Annotated in this window: 17 protein-coding genes and 1 pseudogene; 4 read left to right on the top strand and 14 right to left on the bottom strand. The window is 62.8% G+C overall.

Annotated features, from left to right (window positions below):
• Positions 1–39: 39 nt before the first annotated feature.
• From EAG14_RS12820 to EAG14_RS12810, 5 genes and pseudogenes are all read right to left on the bottom strand, one after another.
• A pseudogene (locus tag EAG14_RS12820) lies at positions 40–1,301 on the bottom strand (NAD(P)/FAD-dependent oxidoreductase).
• Positions 1,302–1,342: 41 nt separating this feature from the next.
• On the bottom strand, positions 1,343–2,416 hold the full coding sequence (locus EAG14_RS22840) for a hypothetical protein (protein ID WP_162995994.1): 1,074 nt from the start codon (positions 2,414–2,416) through the stop codon (positions 1,343–1,345).
• 159 nt (positions 2,417–2,575) lie between these two features.
• Positions 2,576–3,628 carry a hypothetical protein gene (locus tag EAG14_RS22835; protein WP_162995993.1) on the bottom strand — a complete coding sequence of 351 codons (1,053 nt, stop codon included), beginning with the start codon at positions 3,626–3,628 and terminating at the stop codon, positions 2,576–2,578.
• A gap of 407 nt (positions 3,629–4,035) precedes the next feature.
• A complete protein-coding gene (locus EAG14_RS12815; RefSeq protein ID WP_121729082.1) occupies positions 4,036–6,243 on the bottom strand; it encodes a TonB-dependent siderophore receptor in 2,208 nt (735 codons plus the stop codon).
• A 161-nt stretch (positions 6,244–6,404) separates the two neighbouring features.
• Positions 6,405–7,538 (bottom strand): sterol desaturase family protein, encoded by a 1,134-nt coding sequence (locus tag EAG14_RS12810; protein ID WP_121729081.1) that lies wholly within the window; start codon positions 7,536–7,538, stop codon positions 6,405–6,407.
• 129 nt (positions 7,539–7,667) lie between these two features.
• Between EAG14_RS12810 and EAG14_RS12805 the strand changes: the two genes are divergently transcribed.
• Positions 7,668–8,156, top strand: coding sequence for an acyl-CoA thioesterase (locus EAG14_RS12805; RefSeq protein WP_099655078.1), 489 nt, complete (start codon positions 7,668–7,670; stop codon positions 8,154–8,156).
• A gap of 99 nt (positions 8,157–8,255) precedes the next feature.
• Here the strand turns inward: EAG14_RS12805 and EAG14_RS12800 are convergent, their stop codons facing one another.
• The 7 genes from EAG14_RS12800 to nirB form a co-directional block, all read right to left on the bottom strand.
• Positions 8,256–9,713, bottom strand: coding sequence for a cellulase family glycosylhydrolase (locus EAG14_RS12800; protein WP_121729080.1), 1,458 nt, complete (start codon positions 9,711–9,713; stop codon positions 8,256–8,258).
• A 265-nt stretch (positions 9,714–9,978) separates the two neighbouring features.
• Positions 9,979–10,815: a uroporphyrinogen-III C-methyltransferase gene (cobA, locus tag EAG14_RS12795; protein WP_121729079.1), complete on the bottom strand. Its 837-nt coding sequence runs from the start codon at positions 10,813–10,815 to the stop codon at positions 9,979–9,981.
• Positions 10,812–11,735 carry a DNA-binding protein YbiB gene (gene ybiB / locus EAG14_RS12790; RefSeq protein ID WP_099740819.1) on the bottom strand — a complete coding sequence of 308 codons (924 nt, stop codon included), beginning with the start codon at positions 11,733–11,735 and terminating at the stop codon, positions 10,812–10,814. The genes cobA and ybiB overlap by 4 nt, the downstream gene beginning before the upstream one ends.
• A 180-nt stretch (positions 11,736–11,915) precedes the next feature.
• Positions 11,916–14,753 carry a nitrate reductase gene (locus EAG14_RS12785; RefSeq protein WP_121729078.1) on the bottom strand — a complete coding sequence of 946 codons (2,838 nt, stop codon included), beginning with the start codon at positions 14,751–14,753 and terminating at the stop codon, positions 11,916–11,918.
• A gap of 156 nt (positions 14,754–14,909) precedes the next feature.
• Positions 14,910–15,293, bottom strand: coding sequence for a nitrite reductase small subunit NirD (gene nirD, locus EAG14_RS12780; protein ID WP_099655083.1), 384 nt, complete (start codon positions 15,291–15,293; stop codon positions 14,910–14,912).
• A gap of 43 nt (positions 15,294–15,336) precedes the next feature.
• A complete protein-coding gene (locus EAG14_RS12775) occupies positions 15,337–16,140 on the bottom strand; it encodes a type IV pili methyl-accepting chemotaxis transducer N-terminal domain-containing protein (protein ID WP_371414420.1) in 804 nt (267 codons plus the stop codon).
• 49 nt (positions 16,141–16,189) lie between these two features.
• Positions 16,190–18,634, bottom strand: coding sequence for a nitrite reductase large subunit NirB (gene nirB, locus EAG14_RS12770; protein WP_121729076.1), 2,445 nt, complete (start codon positions 18,632–18,634; stop codon positions 16,190–16,192).
• 360 nt (positions 18,635–18,994) lie between these two features.
• Here nirB and EAG14_RS12765 point away from each other — a divergent pair, with 360 nt between their 5' ends.
• Positions 18,995–20,779: a bifunctional protein-serine/threonine kinase/phosphatase gene (locus EAG14_RS12765; protein WP_121729075.1), complete on the top strand. Its 1,785-nt coding sequence runs from the start codon at positions 18,995–18,997 to the stop codon at positions 20,777–20,779.
• A 401-nt stretch (positions 20,780–21,180) separates the two neighbouring features.
• Here EAG14_RS12765 and EAG14_RS12760 read toward each other — a convergent pair whose 3' ends face one another.
• Positions 21,181–22,395 (bottom strand): nitrate/nitrite transporter, encoded by a 1,215-nt coding sequence (locus tag EAG14_RS12760; protein WP_121730462.1) that lies wholly within the window; start codon positions 22,393–22,395, stop codon positions 21,181–21,183.
• Positions 22,396–22,909: 514 nt separating this feature from the next.
• Between EAG14_RS12760 and EAG14_RS12755 the strand changes: the two genes are divergently transcribed.
• The gene (locus tag EAG14_RS12755) at positions 22,910–24,559 is read left to right on the top strand and encodes a PAS domain-containing methyl-accepting chemotaxis protein (RefSeq protein ID WP_121729074.1); all 1,650 of its coding nucleotides are present in this window, start codon (positions 22,910–22,912) and stop codon (positions 24,557–24,559) included.
• 73 nt (positions 24,560–24,632) lie between these two features.
• A complete protein-coding gene (locus tag EAG14_RS12750; RefSeq protein ID WP_162995992.1) occupies positions 24,633–25,025 on the top strand; it encodes a hypothetical protein in 393 nt (130 codons plus the stop codon).
• Between the two features lie 318 nt (positions 25,026–25,343).
• Here the strand turns inward: EAG14_RS12750 and EAG14_RS12745 are convergent, their stop codons facing one another.
• Positions 25,344–25,691 carry a choice-of-anchor U domain-containing protein gene (locus EAG14_RS12745; protein ID WP_162995991.1) on the bottom strand — a complete coding sequence of 116 codons (348 nt, stop codon included), beginning with the start codon at positions 25,689–25,691 and terminating at the stop codon, positions 25,344–25,346.
• Positions 25,692–25,750 lie beyond the last annotated feature (59 nt).

Here is a 25,750-nt window from a genome sequence, read left to right as displayed (position 1 = left end):
GGACCGTGGCGCGACGGGGCCATCCGTGCTGGTGGCTGTTTACGCGGCCTCGGTGGGCTGCGCACCTGGCAGCGCCTGCGCGCAGGCCATGCCGCTGGCCCAGGCCCACTGAAAGTTGTAGCCGCCCAGCCAGCCGGTGATGTCCACCACCTCGCCAATGAAGTACAGCCCCGGCTGGGCCTTGCACTCCATGGTCTGCTGCGACAGCGCTTTGGTGTCCACGCCGCCCAGCGTCACCTCGGCCTTTTTGTAGCCCTCGGTGCCCGTGGGCGTCAGCTCCCAGCGGGCCAGTTGCTCGGCCAGCTTGGCCAGGGCTTTGTCTGATGCTTCGGCCACGGGGCGTTGCCAGTCGGCCTCGCGCTGCGCCCACGCATCGGCCAGGCGGCTGGGTACCAGTGTGGCCAGCTCATTGGCAATCAGCTTGCGCGAGCGGGCCTTGGCCTGCTGCAGCGCCTCGGGCAAATCCACCGTGGGGGCCAGGTTCACAGCCAGCGGCGTGCCCTCGCGCCAGTAGCTGGAAATTTGCAGCACCGCCGGGCCCGACAGGCCACGGTGGGTGAACAGCAAATCCTCGTCAAACGCCATGCGCTCTTTCTTGCTGCCCGTGCTGATTTGCACCGGCAGCGCCAGCCCTGACAGTTGGGCGTAGGGAGCCCAATCCGCACCATCGAAAGTCAGCGGCACCAGCCCGGGACGCCGCTCCACCAGCGGAATGTTGAACTGTTGCGCCAGCCGGTAGCCCAGGTCCGTCGCACCGATTTTGGGAATCGACAGGCCCCCCGTTGCCACCACCACGCTGCGCGTGTGCACCGGGCCTTGGTTGGTATCAATTTGATAGCTGCCAGCGCCTGATCCATATGCGCTAGACGGCAAAAAGGCTATGTTTTTGACACTGCAAGGCTGCCACCGCGTGACCTGGCCCGCATCGCACTCGGCCAGCAGCATCTGGATGATGTCTTCGGCCGAGCGGTCGGCAAACAACTGGCCCTTGTGCTTTTCATGGAAGGGGATGCCGTGCTTTTGCACCAGCGCGATGAAATCGGTCGGGGTGTAGCGCGACAGCGCCGAGCGGCAAAACTGCGGGTTCTGCCCCACAAAATGCTTGTGCGGCGCCCGCACATCCAGATCGCGGTTGGTGAAGTTGCACCGCCCCCGCCTGAGATGCGGATCTTCTCGGCCACCTTGTCACTGTGGTCGATGAGCAGCACCTTCAGGCCCCGCTGGCCCGCCTGGCCCGCGCAAAACAAGCCAGCGGCGCCAGCGCCGATGATGACGGCGTCAAAAAATGGATGTGAGTACACAAAATCCCAAAGATTATGAAAATTCCGTTGAAATTTCGGAACTAATTATGTTTGGCTGTCCAGTTAATGGAGTAGTTGGCGGGTAACGTTCCAGACGAAGTGTTGCTGACTTCTAAGCTGTTTGAGAGCTTGCCAGAAAATTCGTAGTTGCCACTGCGAATACGCATAGTGCCATCACCCGCAATTTTACCTGTTGCTGTGGAGTATGAGTCTTGGGATCTGCATGTGCCAGACATGTCGCCATTGGCACTTATTTTAGCATTGCACCATCCTGCTAGAGTTCCTGAAAAGGAAACCTGCCACTCGCCCGCATATACCGTCGGTGTCAATGCTTTGGTCGTATGATTTTTTACGTTGATTCCTATCAGCGTAGTTTTGAGGTTGTGCTCCAGCGTCTTGCCATCAAGCCCTGTAGTTCGATATGTCTCATCGCAGGCGACCACCATGGCAGTTTTCTCATCATGCCAGCAGATGGATTTCAAAATGCTTGTGAATGATTGATTTTTCTGCTCACGCGACTTTTCTGCTTTGTATGCAGAGAAATCACCAGCTTCCGTTTTGATGGTTTCTTTGGCTGTAATGCCGCCAGTGGAATGATAGTCTGATGGATAAGTGACATCCTTGGTGCATTTGGATGAGTAGCGTGAATCCCATTGGTGGCCCACTTTCAGCGTGAATCCAGGACCATCTTGTCCTTCGGTCATGGCGCAGCCATACTGGGCGTATGCAATGTTGGTCTGGAAGTTATTGTTGTTGTAGGTTTCTAGCTGTTGATCGCGGGACGGGGCCGTATAAATGCGCTCATGTTCAAAATTGGATTTTGAATTACGGATCGTATACGTGTAATGTGAGACTTCGGGGCTGGCTGCAATCCCATTTAAAAAGTCAGTGCGCTCGACTTTGTAGGTATAGGTATCACCATCGGTGAATTTGACGGGTTGTGTACTGCTGGTGTCTCCAGTGCTGCCCCCACCTGGCGTTGGGGTAGGTGCCACAGGCGTAACAGGCGTAACAGGCGTTACCGGTGTGTTGGTGGTATCCCCTCCGCCCCCGCCTCCACAAGCGGAAATGGCAGTTGCAACGGTTGCTGCCAGTAGGCAAGAAATGAGTTTCATAGTCATGTTGGGTTTGTTTGCTGACTTCTTGTAGGCGCGTGGAAAGTGGGCGGAAGACAGCTGAGGGAGATACCCATCCACCTATCGCGCAAAACGTGGATGAATGGGCGATGGGTGGTGTGCAGCACCTTTACGTTGATGCAGAGCTACTACAAATTTTTAAAGGCGGGTGGCAGTCCAAGTGCCAGAAGTATTGTTGTATATCGTGCTGAACCAAGTGCCGCTGGAGCTTACCGAGCCACTTAATTTGCCTTGGAACTTGCTTCCGTCTGTGCCTGCTGCTTCGAATCCTCCATCGTCATTTATTAATCCAGATACTGAAAATGAAGTGGACTTGCTCTCGCAATGGCCGCTGATTTTTTTATCTGGTGTTATTTGGATGGAGCATTTTCCAGGGTCTGTGTCAGTGAATGCCAACTCCCAGGATCCAAAGTATGTGGCCGCTGTCAGTTTTTTGACTGGGTGATTTTTTGCGTTGATTCCGATAAGAGTAATCTTCGACCTACTTTCAACGTTTGTGGTTGTTAATGTGCTCGTGGCGGTTGTGTAGGACGTCTGATCGCACATGACAACAATAGATGTTTTTTCATCGTACCAGCAACTTCCTTTGAGTGTGCTTGTGTCTGAGCCTGTATCCTCTCTGACTCTGTCTGCTTTATATGCAATAAAATCGCCGGCCTCTGTTTTTATCGGGTCTTTGGAGGAGATGGTTCCCTTTGAGTGGTGTTGGTATTGATATTGAACTGATGAGCCTTGGCTACCCTGGTCACATTTTCTGCTGTATGTGGAATCCCATTGCTGACCTATCTGCATATCAAATGTAGGATTGTCCAAACCTTCTGTATATGTGCAATTTGCGTATGGAGCGGTTGTCGATGTGATAGAGTTATTGCTGTTGTATGTGATAAGTTGTTTTACGTATGGCCATGATGTGTAGATCCTCTGGTGCGCTCTATTGGGTTGGGTATTTTGGATGGTATAGGTGTAGTACGTTGAAGGTTCGGAAGTCGCTATACCGTTTCTTGTGACTACTCTTTCTATTTTGAATGTGTAGTAATCACCGTCGGTGAATGTAATGATTCCACTGGAGTTACTCCCACCTTCGCCCCCACCGGCGGGTGTCGTAGGCGCTACGCCTGTATCTCCTGTACTCCCACCCCCTCCGCATGCAGTCAGAATTGCGGATGCCAATGCTGCATAAATGAGCTTCATGTTTCTGCTTGTAAATTAAAGTAAAGCGCTGGATTCTAATGGGCTCAAAGCGATGAATCGCCTTGGTTTGGCATGTGTGGGACTCCGCCGCTTACCTCATTGATGTTGCGCAGGCATCTCCCTTGCTATCAACCGCCTTTTGGCAGAGGTCTTCAGGCTGTGCAGGGCTTCATTCCGGCTTGGCATGCTGCCGCTAGTGTTTGGATGCGCTGACTTTTCGCTCTCTTGGAGCTGGAAGGAAAGGGCGTTTGCTTATGCCGAGTGCCCGGTGCCTTGGCGACTCGGCGGGCGAAAGTTCTTGAGGCTGTACCGCCTAGCGCATGGCGGTACAGCTGGGGGATCAGGGCCAGCCACCATGGCCCTTATTCCCGGGCGTGCGCGGTGTGCTATGCCTTATAGGCAAGCCCTCAAAACGCCGCTCGCAGCGTCACGCTCACGTTGCGTGGGTCGCCGTAGTTGGGATAGTCGAGGTTGGCCCAGTATTTCTTGCTTGTCAGATTGTTGATGGCGAGTGTGGCGCTGAGCTTGGGGTTGAACTTCCAGGTGGCGCGCAGGTTGACCAGCGCCATGGGCGATTCGGTGACGGTGACCGTGCCCAGCGTGGGGTGGGGGATGTTGTAGCCCACGATCTTGCTTTGCCACTGCACATCACCGCCTATCGACAAGGGCGCGAGTGCGCCGGTGAACTGGTAGTCAGAGCCCAGTTGCAGCTGGTATTCGGGCAGGTTGGCGTAGATGAGGTCGGTGGCGGCGCGGGTGACCATGGTGCGGGTGAAGCCCGCCTTCGCGCGCCATTGGCGGTTGATCAAGCCAGACACTTCGATCTCAAAACCGTGTGAACGCGTGCCGTTGACGGTTTTGTAGGCGCTGGTGCCATCGGGCAGGCTGGCCTCGGGCACGCTGCTGTCGCGCACGCCGTAGTTGTTTTGCTTGGTCTGGAACAGTGCGAGGTTGGCCTGCACACGCCGCTCCAGCAGTTCGGCCTTCAGGCCTGCTTCGGTGTTGGAACCCACCACCGCGCTCAGCGGTTGGTTGTTCACGTCCTTGTAGTTTTGCGGGTTGAAGATGCGGCTGTGGCTGGCGTAGGCCGACAGCGTGGGCGTCAGCTCGTACACCACGCCCAAAAACGGCGTGATCTTGCGGTTTTCGTCCTGGATGGCCGAGGTGGCGGTGTAGGCGCCGCTGGTGTTGTAGGCGTCTGTCTGCCGGTGCCAGTCGGTGATGCGGGCGCCTGTCAGCAGCGAGAGCGGGTCACTCAGGCGCCAGCGGGCCGATGCGTACAGGCCCGTCTGGCGCGTGATCTGTTCTGAGAAGGCGCCGGTGGCGCGGTAGGTGGGCGCGGGCGCGCTGCCGTCCCAGGTGTAGAGGTTGGGAATGTTGTAGGTCCAGCCCGTCAGGCTGCTGTAGCTGTCGGTGTGGGCCTCTACGCGCGATGCGCTCATGCCCACCACCAGGTCGTGCTTGCGACCGCCCAGCTGCACCTTGCCGGACAGGTAGGCGTCCAGGGTGTCCTGGGTTTCGGTGCCGCCACTCACGGCCGCGCGCAGCGTCATGCCCGCGCCTGTGCTGCGGTCGACGTAGCCCGATCCGTAAGTGGCCAGCCGAAAGGAGTCGCCCTCGGTGTGGTTCAGGCTGACTTTGGCACTCCAGTCCTCGTTGATCTGGTGGTCCACGTTGGCGTAGAGCGTGGACGAGGTGCGCTCCCAGCGCGTCCATGATGGTGAGAAGCTGGTGGACACCGGCAGGTTGGCCAAACCGCCGTCTGCAGCAAAGCGTGAGATGGTGCCCCAGATGGGCGCCTCGGGCACATTGCGCTGGCGCTGAAAGCCCACCGTCGCCACGGTGGCGTTGCCCAGGTCCGCCTCGATGGCGGCGAGCAGGGCGGTTTTGTCTTCCTGGTAGCGGTCGTGAAAGCTCTCCTTGGTTTGCGGCGCCACCACCAGGCGGCTGCGCACGCTGCCGTCGCTGTTCAGTGGGGTGTTCAAGTCCAGCTCGCCGCGCCACAGGTTCCATGACCCCGCCGTCAGCGCGACCGAGGCAGCAAACTCCCGCTGCGGGCGTTTGCGGATCATGTCCACCGTGGCCGAGGGCACGCCAATGGCTGTGAGGATGCCGTTGGCACCGCGCACCACGTCGATGCGCTCGTACAGCGCAGTGTCGTACTCCTGGTTGGTGCCGCCGCTGTACGTGGGCAGGCCATCGACCTTGAAGTCGGTGATCTGAAAGCCCCGCGCGTAGTAGAGCGGGCGCTGTGTGTCGTAAAAGCTCACCGCAATGCCCGTCACGTTGCGCAGCACCGCGTCGATGCTGGTGAGCGATTGGCGCTCCATCTGTGCACGGTCCACCGTGTTGGTGGATTGCGGGTTCTCGCGCGGTGTCAGCGGCAGGCGGGTGGAGGCGCTTTCGCGTGCGCCAGAGATGGTGATGTGATCCAGCGACTTGGGCTCTACCACGGCGTCGGCGGTGGAGGCCGCCTCGGTTTGCGTGGTGGCTTGCTCTGCGGGCGGGCTTTGTGCCCACGCTGGGCTCAGGGTGAGCAGCGCCGCGGCCAGCGCAATGGGGTGAAGGTGAGAGAGGGCAGCACGGGGGCTGCCAGCAAGGCACAAAGAGCGCATGCGGGATCCTGAACAAGGTCAGACAACTGGCTGGCTGCGCTGCTCCTTCAGGGGGCACGGCTTGCTAACGAAGGCGTGTATTGTAAATTTATTGAGAATGGTTCGCGTTTGATTGTTTCAAGGCGTTGTGGTTTGGCGACGTGCCAACCCAAACCCAGCGCTCACCCCTTCCAGGTGAACGGAAACTTCAGCTGCTTGAAGAACCCGTTGGGCACGTAGTCGCCCAGCACGCCATAGTGCTCTGGCCAGAGCTTTGTGCTTTTCACGGCGGTGCCGAACAGGTAGTCCAAAAAGGCGAAGTGCGCGGCGTAGTTTTTATCGAGCGCTTCCTGGTCCTGGCTGTGGTGCCAGTGGTGGAAGTTGGGCGTGACCAGCACGTAGCGCAGTGGGCCCAGGCGCACGCTCACGTTGGCGTGGTTGAAAACGGCCTGGAAGCCCACGATGACGATGTACGCGTCGATCACTTCCTTGCTGAAGCCCAGCACATAGATGGGCGCCAGCACCATCGAGCGGGTGATGATCAGCTCCAGGATGTGCTGGCGCGACCCGGCCATCCAGTCCATGCTTTTGACGCTGTGGTGCACCGCGTGCAGGCGCCACAGCAGCGGCACCTCGTGGTAGGCGCGGTGCGTCCAGTACTGCACCAGGTCGGCCACCAGGATGATGCCAAACAGCGCCACCCAAAAGTTCAGGCCCTGCACCCAGCCGCGCACACCGTCACTGGCGGCCCAGCCAAAGAACTTGTGCACGATGAGGTTGGTGGCCAGCAGCACAAAGCCCACCACCATGTGGTTCACGATGAAGTGGTGAAAGTCGGTTTGCCACTCGGCGCGAAAGATGGGTTGGTCCTTGCGGTGGGCGAACAGCTTTTCGATGAAGATGAAGATGAGCGAGCTGCCCAGCAGGTCGAGGATGAACCAGTCCAGCCCGATGTAGGGCGTGTGGTCGGGGAAGTTCGGGTTCACCTCCACCTTGTGGCCGCCCAGCAAGGCGGCCAGGGCCACCATGGCGAAAGAGAAAGTGGCCAGCCAGCGGGCGCGGTTGAACAGGATGTTGACCAGCGAGATGCCCCCGGCAATGGCCATGGCGGCCAGCATGATGGTGCGAATCACGTTCACGTCGTAGCTCTTGCGCAGCTCGGGTGTGGTGAGGTACTGCGGAAAGTGAAACGCCAGCACACCCAGCAGGCAAAGGATGGCGAGTGTCAGCGCGATAACGCCTGACACCAGGCCCTTGCCCGTGCGCAGTGCGCCGTGGCTTTCGGTGAATTCGTTGAGTTTTTCTAGTTGAATCATGGGTTTTCCTCCGTGCGCCGGTGGGACCGCGCTGCGCGAGTGTAGCGAAGCTGCCACGGCGGATGCTGGTTGTGTGATGTAGCGCAATGCAAGGCCCTCAGACGCCTGCGCGGTTTCTAAAATCGCAGCATGAACATCCCTTCACACCAACTCAGCATGACCGTGCTCATGTCGCCTGACATGGCCAATTTTTCAGGCAACGTGCACGGCGGCGCCATTCTCAAGTTGCTCGATCAGGTGGCGTATTCCTGCGCCAGCCGGTATTCGGGCTGCTACACCGTGACGCTGAGCGTGGACCAGGTGATGTTTTTGCAGCCCATCCATGTGGGCGAGTTGGTGACCTTTTTGGCCAGCGTGAACTACACCGGCAGCTCTTCGATGGAAGTGGGCGTGAAGGTGGTGGCCGAGGAGATCCGATCGCAGGTGGTGCGGCACGTGAACAGCTGCTTCTTCACCATGGTGGCGGTGGACGAAAACCGCAAGTCTGTGCCCGTGCCGCCGCTGTCTCCCTCCACCCCCGATGAGCGCCGCCGCTGGGATGCGGCGGTGATGCGCAAGACGCTGCGCAAGGAGTTGGCCGAGCGCTTTGCCCAGGTGCGCCAGACTGCGGGGCAGTGAGGCACGCCCTGGGCATCGCACGCTCTGCTCCCATGGTCAGGCCCGGATGTTGTCCGGGCCTTTTTGATGGGGCCTGCGCGGAAGGCTCGGCCGTTGCGATCAGCGTGCCGCGCAGAAGCCAAACTCGGCTGCCGCGCCCGGTGCCAGGGTCTTGTTCCAGTCCACCCCGGATGCGTTCAAGCTGCTGCCAGACTGGGTCCACACCGCGTTCCAGAGGTTGTTGACCTTGCCGCTGATGGGCAGCGTGATGGCCCAGGTGCCGCTGGCGCTGCCCAGGTTGCTGATCTTGACACGCTGGCAGTAGCCAGCGCCCCAGTCGCTGTCCACCGTCTGCAGCACAGCAAAGTTAGGGCTGGGCGTAGGGGTTGGCGTTGGGTCGGGGGTTGGGGTGGGAGTCGGCGTTGGCGTTGGATCAGGTGTCGGGTTAGGGGCGGGCGTAGGCGTTGTGCCATCGCCCCACAGCTTTTGCAGCAACTGCACTTTGTCGGTGCGCACTGTGCTCCAGTCGTCGTTCAAGATGCCGCCGGTGTCGCCGCTGTTGGGGTTCCACGACCAGTAAAAGCCGCTGCGAATGCCTTTGCCCACCAGGTAGTCCACCAGGGCGTTTTGCCACTGCACATCGCGGGCATCGCCACGGCCGTATTTGCCGCCAAACTCACCCAGCATGACGGCGTAGCCCGACTGAACGAAGCGGCCAAAGTGCTGGTCCCAGATGGCGGGCATGTTGGCCGGGAAATTGGCGGCATTGAAGTACGACTGCACGTACACATCGGGCCCGTACACGTGCGGTGCCAGCAGCAGGCGGTTGGCCGGAATGTTCAGCGGCGTGCACTCCAGGGGCTCCAGGCTGCCGCCCCAGAAGTGCCCGCCGCTGCTGGAGCAGCTGGGGTTCTCGCCAATGCCTTCCACGGCAATCAGCCACTTGGGTGCCACCTGCAGCACGGCGGCTGCGGCGCGCTCTGCCGCGCGGTTCCAGTCGGTGGCGGCATTGCCGGTGCCCCAGGTGGCGCTGCCGTGGGGCTCGTTCTTGATGTCCAGGCCAATCACGCCGGGCACGTTCACGTAGCGCTGGGCCACAAAGGTCAGGTCGGTAATCCAATGCTGCTCGCTGTAGCTAGAGGTGTACCAAAGCTCGCTGATGCTTTGGCAGTCGGGCGTGTGGTGGTCCAGCAGCACGTACATGCCGCGGTTGCTCAGCTCGTTGATGACCTTGTCCATCACTTGCAGCGCGCTCAGGCCTTGCAGGTCGGCGTTGCGGCTGTAGTCGATGCTGTTGGGCGCGTTGCCGCGCAGGGTGGTGGGACAAAACGGCAGGCGCACGGCGTTAAAGCCCTGGCCCTGCATCTGGGTGATCATGTCCTTCCAGTTGCGGGCCCACAGACCGTGCACCACGTTGTTGTTGGTCTCAAAGCCAAACCAGTTCACACCGCGCAGTTGCACGGGCTGGCCTGCGTCGTTGAGCACTTTGCCAGCGCTGATTTCGTAGCTCCAGGCGAGGCTGCTGGTCAGCAGGCAACCGGCCAGGGCGAGTTGTTTCCAAAGCGTGTGGGCTTTCATGCAGGGGCTTCTTTCCAAAGGATGGGATGGACATGCTTTGGGTGCCACGCGCAGGGCAGCGGCCAGCGGGTGGCACGGGCTGTGGTGGTGCGCCAAAGCGGGGAGTGGATTGCAAACCAATTGCAAACGCGTCTCAAATGCTATGCGCAGCCCAGCCGCCACGCGCTGCAAGGCGCGTTGGGCTTGTAAGGCTCTGTTAAATGTGTGGTTTATGCCCCCACGCGGGGCGGTGCAGCGGCGGCTGCCATCGCAGCCGCTGCAGCTGTCAGCCCGCGCTGCGGGCCAGAGGGGCGGCGTCGGCAGCCTCTTGCGTGGCCAGGGCCACGCCCCGCACCACATCGCCCACCACGATCACCGAAGGGCTGCCCAGTTCCTCTTGGACGAGGGTGGTGTGCAGCGTGCCCAGTGTGGCTATCGCATGCCGCTGCTGTGGCAGGCTGGCGTGCTGGATGATGGCCACGGGCGTGCTGGCGGGCAGGCCGCCGCTGAGCAGCTCTTGCTCGATGGCGGCGGCGCCGCTCACGCCCATGTAGATCACCAGGGTGAGCTTGGCGTCGCGGGCAGTGCGGGCCAGTGCGACCCAGTCGGTGCCGGTGTCGCCTGGCTTGGCATGGCCGGTGACAAACACTACGCCGTGCGCATGCTCGCGGTGCGTGAGTGGGGCGCCCAGCGAGGTGAGCCCGGCCAACCCCGCGGTGATACCGTTGATGACGGCGACGGGCACACCGGCTGCGCGCAGGTGCTCCACCTCTTCGCCGCCGCGCCCAAAGATGAACGGATCGCCCCCTTTGAGGCGCACCACGTTCTCGCCCTCGTTCACGGCCATCAGCATCAGCTTTTCGATGAACGCCTGGGGCGTGCTCTTGCAGCCGCCGCGCTTGCCCACGTACACGATGCGGGCGCTGGGCGAGGCGTGGGCCACGATGGCGTCGCTCACCAAGTCGTCCACCAGCAGCACCGTGGCGGCCTGGATGGCCTTGAGGGCTTTGATCGTCAGCAGCTCAGGGTCGCCGGGCCCTGCGCCCACCAGGGTGCATTGCCCACCGGTGCCCAGATGGGGGCGTGCCGTGCCTGAAGGATGGGGGTGTGTGGGGCGGCTCATGGCAGTGTCTCTTTCGTGGTTTGCTCAGCCAGACGCAAGATGTGTTCCACCTGCCGCGCCAGCGCGGGCGGCACAGGCAGGGCGCCCGCGAGCACCTGGCGGGTGTACTCGGCGGTGGTGGCTACGTCGATCTCGGTGGGCAGCCCGGGCACCTCGGTGGCGGTGCCGGGTTGCTGCTCTTCCAGCAGCTGGTGCTTGCCCGCCACAAAGGCGTCATAACGGGGCGTGCGGCGCGGATCGGTGGCCACTTCGCCCTCCAGTCCGCGCGAGAGCAGTGCGCTCATCCCCATGCCGGTGAATGTGGCGTGCAGCATGTCCAGGTACTCGGGGTGGGTGTAGGCCGTGACCACCACCGCAGGGCCCGCGCAGGGGTTCATCAGCTTGACGGCGCTGTGCCCGGGGTTGCGCAGGCCCACCACCTGGCGCACAGCCAGCAGGCGCGCCAGGCCGGGGTGCAGCCGCTCGGTGTGGATGTGTGCCACTTCTCCATTTGCTATCGTTTTAGGAGCTGTTAGCGCTTTGATATCCAGCGCTTCAAGCACATCGGATGCCAAAATGCGGCGTGCCTCGGTGCGCATGCCGTGCAGCAGCACGGGCAGTCCCTCGCGCGCCAGCAGCAGGGCCAGCAGCGGGGTCAGCACCGGCAGCTTGCGGGCACCGTTGTAGCTGGGCAGCACGATGGTGGGGCGGCTGGTGGCGGGCAACTTGGCCAGCCGCTGGTGCGTGGCATCCAGAAAGCCGCACATCTCTTCGGGCGTTTCGCCCTTGATGCGCATGGCCAGGCAGAAGGCGCCAATCTCCAGGTCGGTCACGCTGCCGTCCAGCACTTGGCCAAACAGGTCGGCCGCTTGCTCACGCGTGAGCGGCTTGGAGCCGCGCGGGCCGCGACCGATTTCCTTGATGTACTGACTGATAGCCATGGTTTTGTGTGGCGGGACTTGTGAAATAGGGCTCCAGCGTCGTTATTTCGGTTTGCCGTACAGGCGTACTGTCCGCGCCGAAAATGCCTAGCTGGAGCCCTATTGCACAAGTCCTGGTGCGGTGGTTGTGGCAGTGAGGTGGGTGGGGCGCTATTTTGGCGCAACCCAGACAACTTTTGGTTATATGACGGCCTGTGTCGCGGGTTTGGGCGCCAGCGGCCCGGTGGTGCGCACCATGCGCTTGAGTTCGGGCAGGCACGAGCCGCAGTTGGTGCCGCAGCGCAGCTTGCCTTGCAGCTGGGCCAGGCGGTCGTCGTCGGTGCCGTGGCAGTGTGCCAGCTCGCCGGTGATGGCGGTGTCCGTCACGTTAAAGCAGGTGCACACCGATTTGCCGCGCGACTGCACGGCCACGGGTGCCTTGGCGCCGGGCACCAGCAGCAGGCGGCCATAGGTCTGCGCGGGCAGCTCTTCTTGCAGCAGGGTCTTGAGCCAGCCCTCGGCGCTGGTGTCGCCCGCCAGCACGATGCCTTCGAGCGTGGTGGTGTCACCGTGGCGTGCCAGCCGTGCGGCGCGGCGCTGGCCGCGTTTTTTGTCGGCATAGCGCAGCGTGTCGGTGGTGGCCAGGCCCATCAGGGCTTCGATGCGTTCCACCGTGGCGTCCGGCGGGGCTTCGTGCGCGGCGGCGCGCAGCAGCACGCCCACGCGCTCGCGCCCGGGTTCGCCCAGCGGCGTGTTGTTGCTGAAGGGCACACAACTGGCAAACGGAAACTGCGCCATCAGTGCGGACAGCGCTTCCCGTGCGGCCTGGGCGCTGTCGGCGGGCAACCAGGCCATGGCCAACAGCGTCCAGGGTAGCTCGGCCTTGAGCACCTTCACCGCCGCGTGCTTGAGCTCGGGCTGTTTGGACGTGGGGCAATAAGCCGAGGTGGTGAGCGCATTCACACCCGCCAAGCGCTCGCCGGTGGAGGAGCAGCCGCTCAAAAATTCGCTGCCCCAGTGCATGGCCATGAAGGCCTGCGACAGGCCCACGGTGGTGTCGGCCTGCGCGGGTACCACGATGGTGCCGCGCTTGCTCGTTACGTAGACCAGGTCGCCGTTCTTCAGGCCACGCCGCTCCATGTCCTGCGGGTGCAGCTGCACGCTGGGCTCGGCCACATGGCCAAACAGGCGGCCCAGCGTGCCGGTGCGGGTCATGCCGTGCCACTGGTCGCGCAGGCGGCCCGTGGTCAGGCTGAAGGGGTAGCGCGATTCGCGCTGCTCCGCCGTGGGCTGCCAGGCATGCGCGGCAAAACGGGCGCGGCCGTCGGCGGTGGGGAAGATGCCGTCCTCGTACAGGCGGGCCTTGCCCGTGGTGGAGCCCTCGGGCAATGGCCACTGTTGGGGGCCAGCAGATTCGAGCAGCTCCCACGACAGGCCGGTGATGTCCAGGTCGCGCCCGCGCGTGCTTTCGCGGTGCTCGTTCCAAACGGTTTCAGAGCCTTGGTCCGCATGCTCGGTGGTGTAGGGGAACAGTGTGGGTTGGCCGGGGCGCAGGCGTGCCTCCAGCTGGTGCGCAAACTGCACCGCAATGGCCCAGTCGTGGCGCGCCAGGCAGGGTGCAGGCACGGCAGAGCGCACGCGCGAGATGCGGCGTTCGCTGTTGGTCACGGTGCCGGTTTTTTCGCCCCAGGTGGTGGCAGGCAGCAGCAGGTCGGCGTACCGCGCGGTCTCGGCCGTTGCGAAGGCCTCTTGCACCACCACAAATTCGGCGCGCTGCAGGGCGCGGCGCACGGTGGCCTGGTCGGGCATGCTCTGCGCGGGGTTGGTGCAGGCAATCCACAGGGCCTTGATCTCGCCGTCGGCGGCGGCCTGGAACATCTCCACCGCCGTCTTACCGGGCTGGCTGGGCACATCGGCCACGCCCCACAGCGCGGCCACCTCGGCGCGGTGCTGGGGGTTGGCCAGGTCGCGGTGGGCACTGAGCAGATTGGCCAGGCCCCCCACCTCGCGCCCGCCCATGGCATTGGGCTGGCCGGTCAGGCTGAAGGGGCCTGCGCCGGGCTTGCCGATCTGTGCGGTGGCCAGGTGCAGGTTGATGAGGGCGGCGTTCTTGGCCGTGCCGCTGGTGCTCTGGTTCAGGCCCTGGCAGTACAGGCTCAGGGTCGCTTTCGAGGTGGCAAACCACTTGGCGGCCGTGGTCAGGTCGGCCACCGAAATGCCACACACCTGGGCCACGCGCTCGGGCGTGGCGTCGCGCACCAGGGCCTTGAGTTCGTCAAAGCCCGTGGTGTGTGCGCCGATGTAGGCGGCGTCGATCCAACCCTCCCACAGCATGATGTGCAGCATGCCGTTGAACAGCATCACGTCGCTGCCCGGCTGGATGGGCAAAAACAGGTCGGCCATGCCCGCCGTGTCGGTGCGGCGCGGGTCGGCCACGATGACCTTCATGCCGGGGTTGGCGGCGCGTGCGTCTTCAATGCGGCGGAACAGGATGGGGTGCGCCCAGGCTGCGTTGCTGCCCACGATGAACAGGCACTGCGCGTGTTTCACGTCGTCGTAGCAGGCGGGCGGCGCGTCGGCGCCCAGCGTCTGCTTGTAGCCCGCCACGGCGCTGCTCATGCACAGGCGCGAGTTGGTGTCGATGTTGTTGGTGCCGATCAGGCCCTTGGCGAGCTTGTTGAAGACGTAGTAGTCCTCGGTCAGCAACTGGCCGCTGACGTAAAAGCCCACGGCGTCGGGGCCGTGCTGGGCGATGGTGTGGGCAAACTTGTCCGTGGCCAAGCCCAGGGCCGCATCCCACGACAACGGCTGAGGGGCATCGCTGCGTTGCGCGCGGTGCAAGGGCTGCAGCAGCCGGGTCTGCAGCGTGATGGGGCTGCTGGCCGTGAGGTGCAGGGTCGAGCCCTTGGTGCACAGGCGGCCAAAGTTGGCGGGGTGGTTCGGGTCGCCCCGCACGCCGGTGATCTGTGCACCGTCGCTTTCGATGATCACGCCGCAGCCTACGCCGCAGTAGGGGCAGGTAGATTTGGTTTCTTGCATGGCGTGTGGCTTTGAATGTTTTACGGCGCTAGCGCTTTATTTATAAGCGCTAGCAGCTATTGTTTTTATAGCTATGGAGCCCGTTGAGCTGGTGCAGAGGTTTGGGGGCTGAGTGGGGCGGTACGGGCAGGCGCGCAAGGCGCCCTCAGCCACGGCCTACGCACCCACCGTGCGGCGTGCAGGCCCGGCGATGGGCCGCGTCAAATCCGTGGCCACGGTGGCCAGCTCTGCAGCGTCCAGGTACACGGCACCGTCCTCCACCTTCACGGTGAACTTGGGGGTGCAGCCCTCATCAGGGGCCGATGCCTGGCCGTCGCACAGGCCGATGGTCCAGTTGTGCATGGGGCAGGCCACATGGGTGCCAAACACAATGCCTTGCGACAAGGGGCCGCCCTTGTGCGGGCAGCGGTCGAGCAGGGCGAAGACGCCGCCCGCGTCGTTGCGGAACACCGCCACATCCAGGCCCTGGGGGCGGGCAACGCGGCGCGAGCCCAGCACGGGGATGTCTTCGATGCGGCAGATCAGTGTCCATTCAGTCATGGTGGCGATTCCTTGTGGTTGTTGGGGGGCTCTGGGCTCTGTGTCAGGCGGCCAGGGCGGCATACATGCCGGTGACGCGGTCCATGCTGGCCAGCAGGTTCTCGCTGGTCACAAACACCTCGGACACCTGGCGAAACGTATTGGCGCCTGTTTGCATGCGCTGCAGCGCGGCGTCAAAAAACACCCATTGCCCGTCGGCCAGTTGCAGTTCCTGGCGAATGCGGTCGGTGGCTTGCGGCGCGGTGCGCAGCAATTCGTTGGCGCTCAAAAACTCTTTGCGCGCCTTGTCGATTTCGGTGGTGCTGGTGGCAGCGTCCACCTGCAGCATCGCGGCCAGGCAGAACTTGGCCATGCGCTGGCTCAGCATGCGCTGGCGCCCGGCCACGTTGACCAGATGGCCCACGGGCTTGCCCGAGGCCGCTTCGTATTGCACGGTGCCCTGGTGGGCCAGGGCCAGCACCTTGGCGTCGGCCTGCAGCAGGCTGCTGGCCGCGTCTTTGGAGGGCTGGGCCGTGGTCAGCACGGTTTTGTAGGCGCCCCAGGCGGCTTCCAGCTCGGTGTAGGTGGTGCGGATGTCTGCCTGCGGCGCGTAGGCCTTGAGCTCGGCCAACTGCCGCTCAAACAGCTTGATGGACTGGGCCAGCGCCTGGCGCGCCGGGTTGGCATCGGCCTGGTGGGCCAGCATGAGCCAGGCTTTGGCCATGCGCTGGCTCAGCATGCGCTGGCGGCCCGCCTTGTTGATGGCATCGTTCACATCCTGCACCTGGGCCCACGCCGCCACCGGGGCGCCCACAGCGCCTGCCAGCAGGGCGCCAGCGCTGGCGTTCAGAATCCATCGGCGTTGCAGCATGGGTGGGCTCCTTGGTGGTGAGGGGGCAGGGCAGTAGGTAGCGAGGTCAGGTGCCCAAGGGCACAAACTGGCGCGTGTCCACGGCAGCTTTGTCAAACTCGAACCAGGGGTCGGGCTCGCCGTCCAGCGCAAACTGCAGTTGCTCCCACAGCGCCTTGCGGCCTTCGTGGTCTTCCAAAATGCGCTTTTTCACATAGTCCAGGCCCACGCGGTTCACGTAGTGCACGGTGCGCTCCAGGTACCAGCCTTCCTGGCGGTACAGCTCGCAGAACGCGCCGGTGTATTCCAGCACTTCCTCAGCGGTTTTCAGCTTGGTGAAGAAGTGCGCCACCTCGGTCTTGATGCCGCCGTTGCCCGCCACGTACATCTCCCAGCCGCTGTCCACGCCGATGATGCCGACGTCTTTGATGCCTGCCTCGGCGCAGTTGCGTGGGCAGCCGCTCACGGCAAACTTCACCTTGTGCGGGGCGTACATGCGCCACATGGCGCGCTCCAGGTCCTTGCCCATCTGGGTGCTGTCCTGGGTGCCCATGCGGCACCACTCGCTGCCCACGCAGGTCTTCACGGTGCGCAGCGCCTTGGCATACGCATGGCCACTGGGCATGCCGATGTCCTTCCACACGTTGACCAGGTCTTCTTTCTTCACGCCCAGCAAATCGATGCGCTGGCCGCCCGTGACCTTGATGGTGGGGATGTTGTACTTGTCGGCCGCATCGGCAATGCGGCGCAGCTCGTCGGCCGTGGTCTCTCCCCCCCACATACGGGGGATGACGCTGTAGGTGCCGTCTTTCTGGATGTTGGCGTGGCTGCGCTCGTTGATGGCGCGGCTTTGCGGGTCGTCCTTTGCGTCCTTGGGCCAGGTGCTGATCAGGTAGTAGTTGACGGCGGGGCGGCAGGTGGCGCAGCCGTTGGGCGTCTTCCATTCCATGAACTTGAAGACGTCGCCAATGCTGAGCAGCTTGTTGGCACGGATCGCTTCGCGCACGGCCTGGTGCCCATGGTCGGTGCAGCCGCACATGGCCTTGGTCTTGGGCGTGGCGCTGTAGTCACCGCCCGCGGTGAACATGATGATCTGCTCGACCAGGCCGGTGCACGAGCCGCACGATGCGCTGGCCTTGGTGTGCTTGCGCACTTCATCGAGCGTGAACAGGCCCTTGTCCTTGATGGCCTTGCAGATGGCGCCCTTGGTCACGCCGTTGCAGCCGCAGACCTCGTCGCTGTCGGCCATGGCTGCGGCCTTGTTGTGGCCCTGGTGGCCCACGTCGCCGATGTTGCTTTCGCCAAACATCAGCTTGTCGCGGATGTCGCTCACGCTGCGGCCGTCGCGCAGCAGCTTGAAGTACCAGCTGCCGTCCACCGTGTCGCCATACAGGCAGGCGCCCACCAGCTTGTCGTCCTTGATGACCAGCTTTTTGTACACGCCGCCAAAGGGGTCGCTCATCACGATCTCTTCGGTGTTCTCGCCGCCCTGGAAGTCGCCTGCGCTGAACAGATCGATGCCCGTGACTTTGAGCTTGGTGGAGGTGAGCGATCCCTGGTAGCGGCCGATGCCGAACTCGGCCAAATGGTTGGCCAGCACCTTGCCCTGCTCAAACAGCGGGGCGACCAGACCGTAGGCAATGCCCCGGTGCGCGGCACATTCGCCCACGGCGTAGATGCGGGCGTCGGTGGTGGTTTGCAGCGTGTCGCTCACCACAATGCCGCGGTTCACGTACAGGCGCATTTTTTCGGCCAGGGCCGTGTTGGGGCGGATGCCAACGGCCATCACTACAAGGTCGGCGGGCACCTCGGTGCCGTCTTTGAACTTGACGCTGGCCACGCGGCCTTCGGCGTTGCCCACCAGCTCTTGTGTCTGTGCTTTCATCAAGAACTGCATGCCGCGCTCTTGCAGCGACTTTTGCAGCATCTTGCCGGCCACGTCGTCCAGTTGGCGCTCCATCAGCCAGTCGCCCACATGCACCACGCTCACTTGCATGCCGCGCTTCATGAGGCCATTGGCGGCCTCCAGGCCCAGCAGGCCACCGCCGATCACCACCGCGTGCTTGTAGGTGGCAGCGGCGTCGATCATGGCCTGGGTGTCGGCAATGTCGCGGTAGGCCAGCACGCCTTGCAGGTCTTTGCCGGGGATGGGCAAGATGAAGGGGTTGGAGCCTGTGGCGATGATGAGGCGGTCGTATTCGGCGGTGATCACATCGCCGTCCTTGCTGGTGGCGCTCACCACGCGGCGCACGCGGTCCACATCATTGACCGTGAAGCCGGTGTGCAGCGTGATGTGGTTGTCGGCGTACCACTGCCAGTCGTTCAGAATGATCTCGTCCAGCGTCTGCTCGCCTGCCAGCACGGGCGACAGCAGGATGCGGTTGTAGTTCGGGTGTGGCTCGGCGCCAAACACCGTGATGTCATACAGATCGGGGGCAATCTTGAGCAGCTCTTCCAGCGTGCGCACACCGGCCATGCCATTTCCCACCATCACCAGTTTGGGCTTTTTCATCGTGACTCCGTCGGTTCCATCGCCAGGGGCGAATCGAAAAGCAAAAAAGGCGTCCACACGATGCTGCTTCGGACCTCGAAACCGCATGTGGGGACGCCTTCGTCCGTGCAACCCTTCTGTGCGCCGTTGCACCGGTGAATTGCGCGACCCGCTTGGGCCGTTGCTGGTGTTAAGCAATGCGTGTGCCAGCTTGTGTGCACCGCTGTGGGGCATGCCTGGTGCAGGCGCTGCGGGCTGGCGGGGGCGATCCGGTTGGCGGGCCGCACCCAGCCGGGGCGCGCTCCAGGCGGCACCCGGCTTGCAGCCTTGTTCGCCGCCGCGTGCACCACGTTGGGCACGAAACCTGCGTGCCCGTGGTGCATGAGCTTTGAACTGGACTTTGGCCAGGTGTCCCTGCAGGGGCGCAAGGACATCAATGAAGACTTTGCCGCCCTGGTCGAGGGCCGTGGGCATGAGCGCGCGCGCGGCGCCATTGCCGCCATTGCCGATGGTGTGAGCACCGGTGGCCATGGGCGTGAAGCCGCGCAGACCAGTGTCAATGCGCTGGTGACGGACTACTTCGCCACGCCCCCCACCTGGGACACCACCGTGGCGCTGGACCGCATCTTGGCCGCCCACAACAGCTGGCTGGCCGCGATGAACCGGCGCCGCCAGCCCGCAGTGGGCCTCACCACGATCACCGCGCTGGTGCTGCGGGGCCAGTCCTACACCCTGGCGCATGTGGGTGACACGCGGGCGTATTTGCTGCGCGATGGGCGCTTGCAGCGGCTGACGGCCGACCACGTCATCGCCCAGCGCGACATGGCGCACCAGCTCACGCGCGCCATGGGGCTGGACGACCATGTGGTGGTGGACTACAGCCAGGGCGAGGTGCAAAGCGGCGACCTGTTTGCGCTGCTGTCAGACGGGGTGCATGGCTTTGTGCCCGAGCGCCAGTTGCAGGCCCTGCTGCAGGCCGCCCAGCCTGCCCAGGTGCTGAGCGAGCAGCTGGTGGACGCCGCGCTGCGCAGCGGCAGCACCGACAACCTCACTGCCATGGTGATTCAGGTCAAGGGCGTGCTGGAGAGCACGCTGCAAGACGAATCGCGCCGCGCCCTGGCCCTGCCGGTGCTGCCGCTTTTGAAGGTGGGCGACACGGTGGATGGCCTGACCGTGCGCGCCGTGGTGGCCGACAACGGTGTGCACCGCGTGTACCAGGTCGAGGCTTCTGCGCAAGGACATGGGGCAGGGCGCCTGTACGCCCTCAAGACCCTGCTGCCCCAGCGCGCCCACGATGTGCAAGAGCGCGCCACGCTGGCCCACGAGGCCTGGGTGGCCCGGCGCATGCAAACGGGCGCGGCCGGTGCGCACCTGGCCCGGCTGGTGGACTGGCCCTTGCGCCCGGCACCCGGCGCTGCGGCGCGCGATGCCAGCGGCTTTTACCTGCTGTATGAATGGCACGCGGGCCGCACGCTGGGCGACTGGTTGCGCCACCGGGCCCACGGCCAACCGCTGAGCGTGGCGCAGGCGGTGGGCGCTGTCACGCAGGCGGCCCAGTTGCTGGGCTGGCTGCACCGCCAGGGCGTGGTGCACCGCGACATCAAGCCCGACAACTTGCACCTGGGCGACGACGGTGTGCTGCGCGTGCTGGACCTGGGCGTGGCCTTGAGCGGCCGCGAGCCCGAGGCCACACGCCGCCTGCACGCGGGCACGCCCAGCTACATGAACCCCGAGCAGTGGGCGGGCTACGAGCGCAGCAGCGACACACAGGGCCAACTGCCCGATGCAGGCAGTGATTTGTTTGCGCTGGGGGTGACGCTGTACCAATTGCTCAGCCATGGCCGCCTGCCCTACGGCGAGGTGGTGGCCCACCAACTGGGCCGTTACCACCGCGACCCGCAGGCCCCCAGCCGCCACAACCCGCAGGTGCCCATCTGGCTCGACCACATCGCCCTCAAGGCCGTGGCCCGTCAGCGCACCCAACGCTTTGAAACCGCCGAGGAGATGCTGCTGGCGCTGGAGCGCGGCGCCTCACGGCCCATGCCCCTGGGCGGTGCGCAGTCCTTGCTGCAACGCGACGCGACTGCGGTGTGGAAGATTGCGTTGGCGGTGAGCGTGCTGGTGAATTTGTTGTTGGTTTACTGGCTTCTGTTTTTGCCGCGTTGAGGGGTGCTATTGAAAATATAGCTGCTAGCGCTTATAGATAAAGCGCTAGCAGCATGTTTCATGCAATTTGTGTAGTCGGCTTTTGGTGAAACCCGCCATGCGCTGCGCGCACGGCCGCCCTTTTATTCAGCAGGCCTCTTTGAGCTTGAGATATCCGTTCGGGTTGAGCTTGTCGAAACCTTGCGCGGCGCTTCGACAAGCTCAGCGTGAACGGTTCAAGTAGGTTCAGGCCGGATCAATAACGGCTGCACCGCTCACGCGTTGCGCGCGCGTCCCCCTTTCTAGCGAAAGTGCGGGCAACGCTATGCGTTGGCTGGCTCTGCCAGCTCAGGCACTGCGTGCCCGCCCGCCCTTTTGCTGGAAATGTGGCGAGCGCTTGCGCGCTCATCGGCTTGCGCCGGTCATGCGCTGCGCGCACGGCCACCTTTCTCTGCCCATGTTCTGGTCCAGCGGATCTGCATCACCCGCAGCAGCACCAGCATGGCCGCTGCGCACACCGCGATGGACACAAAGCCCCACAGGTAGCTGCCGCTGTATTGCTTGGAAAAGCCCATGGCGTTCGGGATCAGGCCGCCGCCCAGTGCGCCAATTTCGCCAATCATGGAGCCCGCCACCGCCGTGGACAAAGGCCAGCGCAAGGGCACCAGTTGGAAGAGGGCCCCATTGCCTGCGCCCAGTGCGGCAAAGCACACCAGAAACAGCAGCACCGTGACGGGCAAAGACTCCTGCGCAAACCCGCACAGCACCAGACTGACGGCGGTGATGTACAGCACGCCCGTGAGGGTGTTCACGCCGCCCCAGTGGTCTGACAGCCAGCCGCCAAACACCCGCAGCGCTGCGCCCAAAAAGGCGGCCAACATGGTCAGCTGCCCGGCCTGCACTTTGCTGACGCCAAACTGCCCATTGAAGTAGCTGGGCAAGAAGGTGGTGAGCCCAATGAAGCCCCCAAACGTCACTGCATAAATCAGGCTGAAAGCCCAGCCGTCTTTTTCAAACAGGCAGGCCACGTGCTCGCGCAGGGTGGCGTGGGCGTCCAGGTCTGGGGGCTCTTGGGCGTACACCGCCATCACGATGGCCGGAATCGCCACGCTGATCGCCGCAAACCCGTACACCGTTTGCCAGCCAAACTTTTGGGCGAGGGCGGGCGCCAGCAGCGCCGCCACGGCCGTGCCCACATTGCCTGCACCCACAATGCCCATGGCCAGGCCCTTGTAGCGCGGCGGAAACGAGCCCGAGCCCAGCGACAGCGCCACCCCAAAACTGGCGCCTGCCACCCCCAGCAGCACACCCATGGCCAGCAGGTCGTTATAGGTGTGCACGAAGAAGTAGCCAAAAGCCATGGCCAGGGCAATGCCCGCCATCTCGACCAGCGTGGCGCGCTTGCGGCCGATGTATTGCGCCAGGATGCCCAGCGGGAACCGCATCAGCGCGCCTGCAAAGATAGGCAGCGACAGCATCAGCCCCATTTGGGTGGGGGTGAGTTGGAAGTCGTCCCGGATGAACGGGGCCATGGCCCCGTTGATGACCCACACGGCGCACGAGAAGCCGAAGTAAAGAAACGAGGACCACAGCGTGGGGGCGTGACCCGACTTGAGGAATTCGCGGAACTGGAGCATGGAGCGCGCCTGTGCAAAGGTGCCACGGGCCAGTGGCCTGCCTGCGCAGCCCATGTGTTGCCCGTGTCAAAAACAAAAAAGGCGCCTGCGCGGTCTCTGGGCTATCCACTTCCAGCCCTTGCACCGCGAAGACGCCTGCGTCTTGTTCACCCAATCCGCCTTTGCACCGGGTCAACCTGCAGCCTTCGTTGGCTGCAAAACACCACAAGCAAGCCGCATGCCATGAATTGAAGTGTGTTGGCTACTTTTTGTTGGTGGTTTGCACCAGTTTGGTGTAGCTTTGGGTTGTACGATGAATTTTGATTGATTTAAATGATTTGTTTGTTACAGGTGATTTTGGAACGGGTGCAAAGTGTATTTTTTGTGCTTTGACCCGCTCAAATAGTTATGTAACAAATATTTCTTTTCATTTATTCTGGTCGTGCGGCGGTGCTCTTGGTTCGGGGCGGTAGCAGCCTCTTGAGCAGAGAGTTCACTGGCATGTTGGCGTGAAGTGGCTTTTCAGGAGTTATCTATGCGAATGAACCTGCCCGTTGTCTCTCAGGAGTACCCCTTTCCCAAAGGCGAGACATTGGTCTCGACGACCGATCTGAAGGGGCGCATCCTCTACTGCAACCCCATGTTTGTGGAGGTCAGTGGCTACGAAAAGCAAGAGTTGCTGGGCCAGCCCCACAACATGATCCGCCACCCTGAAATGCCGGAAGAGGCCTTTCGCGACATGTGGGACACCATCGCCAAGGGCATCCCCTGGTCCGCCGCCGTGAAGAACCGCCGCAAAAACGGCACCTACTACTGGGTGATGGCCAATGTCACGCCCCTCATGCAGGGGGACCAGCCCGTGGGCTACATGTCGGTGCGCACCGAAGCCACCCGCGAGCAGATCCAGCAGGCCGAGCAGCTGTACAAGACCATGCGAGCCGAGAAAGAGGCCGGGGCCTTGGTGCACAAGCTGCGTGCCGGGCGCCTGATCAAAGACAACCTTTGGGGGCGCACCACCGAGCTGCTGCGCATGGGCGCGCTGGGCAAGATGCTGGTGTGCATGGGCGCTGTGGTGCTTGCCGCCTGGCTGGCTGCATCGGCAGGGGGGCACAGCCTGTCGTTGGTGTCTGGCTTGGCCTGGCTGGGTGTTCTGGTCCTGGCCGTGGGAGCGGCCGCCTACATGCACAACGTGACGATTGCCCCCCTGAACCAGATGCTGCTGTGGGCCAACCGCATGGCGGCGGGGGACCTGACCCAGAAGATTCAAGCGTCGCGCGATGACACGGCCGGTCACCTGCAAAAAGCCTTGTCCCAACTGAATGTGAACCTGCTCTCCATCGTGCGCGATGCACGCCAGGAGGCCGAGCGCATGCAGTTGTCCACCCAGGAAATCGCGCAAGGCAACCAGGACCTGTCAGCGCGCACCGAATCCCAGGCGAGCAACCTGGAGCAGACGGCGGCTTCGATGGAGGAAATCACCGGCACGGTGCGGCAAACGGCCGAGTCTGCCCGCCGTGGTACCGAGTTGGCCACCCAAGCCACTTCGGTGGCTGAGCACAGCAGCGAAGTCGTCAACAGCGTGGCAGCTACGATGAAGCAGATCCAATCCGCTTCCGGGCGTATCAGCGAGATCACGCAGTTGATCGACAGCATTGCCTTCCAGACCAATATCCTTGCGCTGAACGCTGCGGTGGAGGCCGCCCGTGCGGGCGAGCAGGGCAGAGGCTTTGCTGTGGTGGCTTCGGAGGTGCGCAGCCTGTCGCACCGCACCCTGTCAGCGGCCAAAGAGATTCGGCAATTGATTGACGACTCGGCTAACAAGGTGCAAGAAGGCAACGTGAAGACGGACATGGCGCAAAAAACCATGTCTGAGTCACTGGACCTTGTGCGCCGGGTGAATGCACTGATGGGCGAAATCCACGGCGCTTCCAGCGAGCAGCTCAGTGGCATCTCGCAAGTGAACTCTGCCGTGGCGCAGTTGGACACCATCACCCAGCAAAACGCAGCACTGGTTGAAGAAAATGCCGCATCTGCCATGCAATTGAGCATCCAAGCCAAGTCTGTCTCAGAGACGGTGCAGGTGTTCCGCATCGATGCATCGTCCAGCGCACACAGCGTGGATGCTGTGGCGCTGCGCAAGTCCATGAAGGCAGATTCAGGCCAGAGGGCGTTGGCTGCGGCTTAAGGGCTGGGGGCTGTAAGCGCCTGGGCTGGCGACCTTTGCGCAGGGTTCAGCACACAATGCCAGCATGCGAGCCATGAAGCAACTCAATCACCTAGGTTCTGCCGTCTTGTTGGCGGTGGTCGTCATGCTGGCCGCCATTCTCTTGCTGCACAGTGGGGGGCTCGTGGTTGACTGGAAGCCCAAAACCATGCCTTATCGTTTGACCAGCAACCCCTTCATCGGGTGGGGCCTGGTCGCCGTCCTGGGGGCTGGTTTGCTCCTGATCCGAAAGAGGTCACCACTGGCGCAATGCGTGGCGGCTCTGTTGCTCGTCGGCTTTGTTTGGGGCCTGGCCGCTGTCACTTCGCTGTTTTGGGATGCGTTTTTGTCTCCCGTTCTGGCGCTTGCTGTATTGCCCGTGCAGCACGCAGCGATCAGCACACTCCGGTCGTTGTTGGAGGGGCGTGGCTCTGGTGCGCCTCTATAGGATTTCACTTCCCCGCTCAATTGGCGAGTGTCTGTGAAGCCGCTTTCGCGCTCAGACAATTCAAACTCCAGATTCAGTGAGTTGTTACCAGGCCGTCGCCCCTTGCATCAAGGTCTGCGGAATTTGTGTGCCCACTTTGCCTCCTGTGGCGCATCGCAGAGGCCTCAGCGTCTTGTAGCGATAAAAGCCAATGCTCGGTTATTTCTTTCCCTGAACGCAGCAGCATCATCCGTCTTAGAGCAGGGGAGGGTTGTGGCTGGTTCCGGTGTGGTCGCGCCGACAGTCGACTTTGGGTATCGATCCGTCGGCGCTGTGTATTTATCCCCGTGCTTGGCGTTGTTGCCAGCGGACACCCAGCAACCCCAGCACGATCGACAGCGACACCAGAGCCCATGGGGCATCCACCGGGATAGAGGAGGGATCGCTCATGACGGGAATTACCACTGGCGCAAATGGGTCGCGAATGCTGCCTACCGCTGCGTCGGAGTCACCCACTCCGTTATCCGTAATGCTGTAGGTCACCGTCTTGCGGTCACCGCTGAGGTTGACACCGCTGAGCTGGAACCATGTGGACGCAGCCACTACACCGCCCACTGTGGCTGTAGCAGGACCGTACTTCCAAAATTGCACCCCGGCTGGCAGGGCTTGTGGATAGGTGATTGTCATCGTCACAGTCCCTGCGCAGCTGGTTGACTCGAACGCGTACTCCCCGTAGGGCATGGGCT

It is taken from the genome of Acidovorax sp. 1608163, assembly GCF_003669015.1.
Taxonomy (GTDB): Bacteria; Pseudomonadota; Gammaproteobacteria; order Burkholderiales; family Burkholderiaceae_C; genus Acidovorax.
Note: the sequence above shows the minus strand (reverse complement) of the source record. Positions and strands in the feature narration are given on the sequence as shown.

Bases quoted from the DNA above. Each gene is read 5' to 3' on its own strand.
- EAG14_RS12755 (WP_121729074.1), top strand. From the start codon at position 22,910: ATGCGAATGAACCTGCCCGTTGTCTCTCAGGAGTACCCCTTTCCCAAA.
- EAG14_RS12800 (WP_121729080.1), bottom strand. From the start codon at position 9,713: ATGAAAGCCCACACGCTTTGGAAACAACTCGCCCTGGCCGGTTGCCTG.
- EAG14_RS12815 (WP_121729082.1), bottom strand. From the start codon at position 6,243: ATGCGCTCTTTGTGCCTTGCTGGCAGCCCCCGTGCTGCCCTCTCTCAC.
- EAG14_RS12760 (WP_121730462.1), bottom strand. From the start codon at position 22,395: ATGCTCCAGTTCCGCGAATTCCTCAAGTCGGGTCACGCCCCCACGCTG.
- EAG14_RS22835 (WP_162995993.1), bottom strand. From the start codon at position 3,628: ATGAAGCTCATTTATGCAGCATTGGCATCCGCAATTCTGACTGCATGC.
- nirB (WP_121729076.1), bottom strand. From the start codon at position 18,634: ATGAAAAAGCCCAAACTGGTGATGGTGGGAAATGGCATGGCCGGTGTG.
- EAG14_RS12810 (WP_121729081.1), bottom strand. From the start codon at position 7,538: ATGATTCAACTAGAAAAACTCAACGAATTCACCGAAAGCCACGGCGCA.
- EAG14_RS12745 (WP_162995991.1), bottom strand. From the start codon at position 25,691: ATGACAATCACCTATCCACAAGCCCTGCCAGCCGGGGTGCAATTTTGG.
- cobA (WP_121729079.1), bottom strand. From the start codon at position 10,815: ATGAGCCGCCCCACACACCCCCATCCTTCAGGCACGGCACGCCCCCAT.
- nirD (WP_099655083.1), bottom strand. From the start codon at position 15,293: ATGACTGAATGGACACTGATCTGCCGCATCGAAGACATCCCCGTGCTG.
- ybiB (WP_099740819.1), bottom strand. From the start codon at position 11,735: ATGGCTATCAGTCAGTACATCAAGGAAATCGGTCGCGGCCCGCGCGGC.
- EAG14_RS22840 (WP_162995994.1), bottom strand. From the start codon at position 2,416: ATGAAACTCATTTCTTGCCTACTGGCAGCAACCGTTGCAACTGCCATT.
- EAG14_RS12750 (WP_162995992.1), top strand. From the start codon at position 24,633: ATGAAGCAACTCAATCACCTAGGTTCTGCCGTCTTGTTGGCGGTGGTC.
- EAG14_RS12805 (WP_099655078.1), top strand. From the start codon at position 7,668: ATGAACATCCCTTCACACCAACTCAGCATGACCGTGCTCATGTCGCCT.
- EAG14_RS12785 (WP_121729078.1), bottom strand. From the start codon at position 14,753: ATGCAAGAAACCAAATCTACCTGCCCCTACTGCGGCGTAGGCTGCGGC.
- EAG14_RS12765 (WP_121729075.1), top strand. From the start codon at position 18,995: ATGAGCTTTGAACTGGACTTTGGCCAGGTGTCCCTGCAGGGGCGCAAG.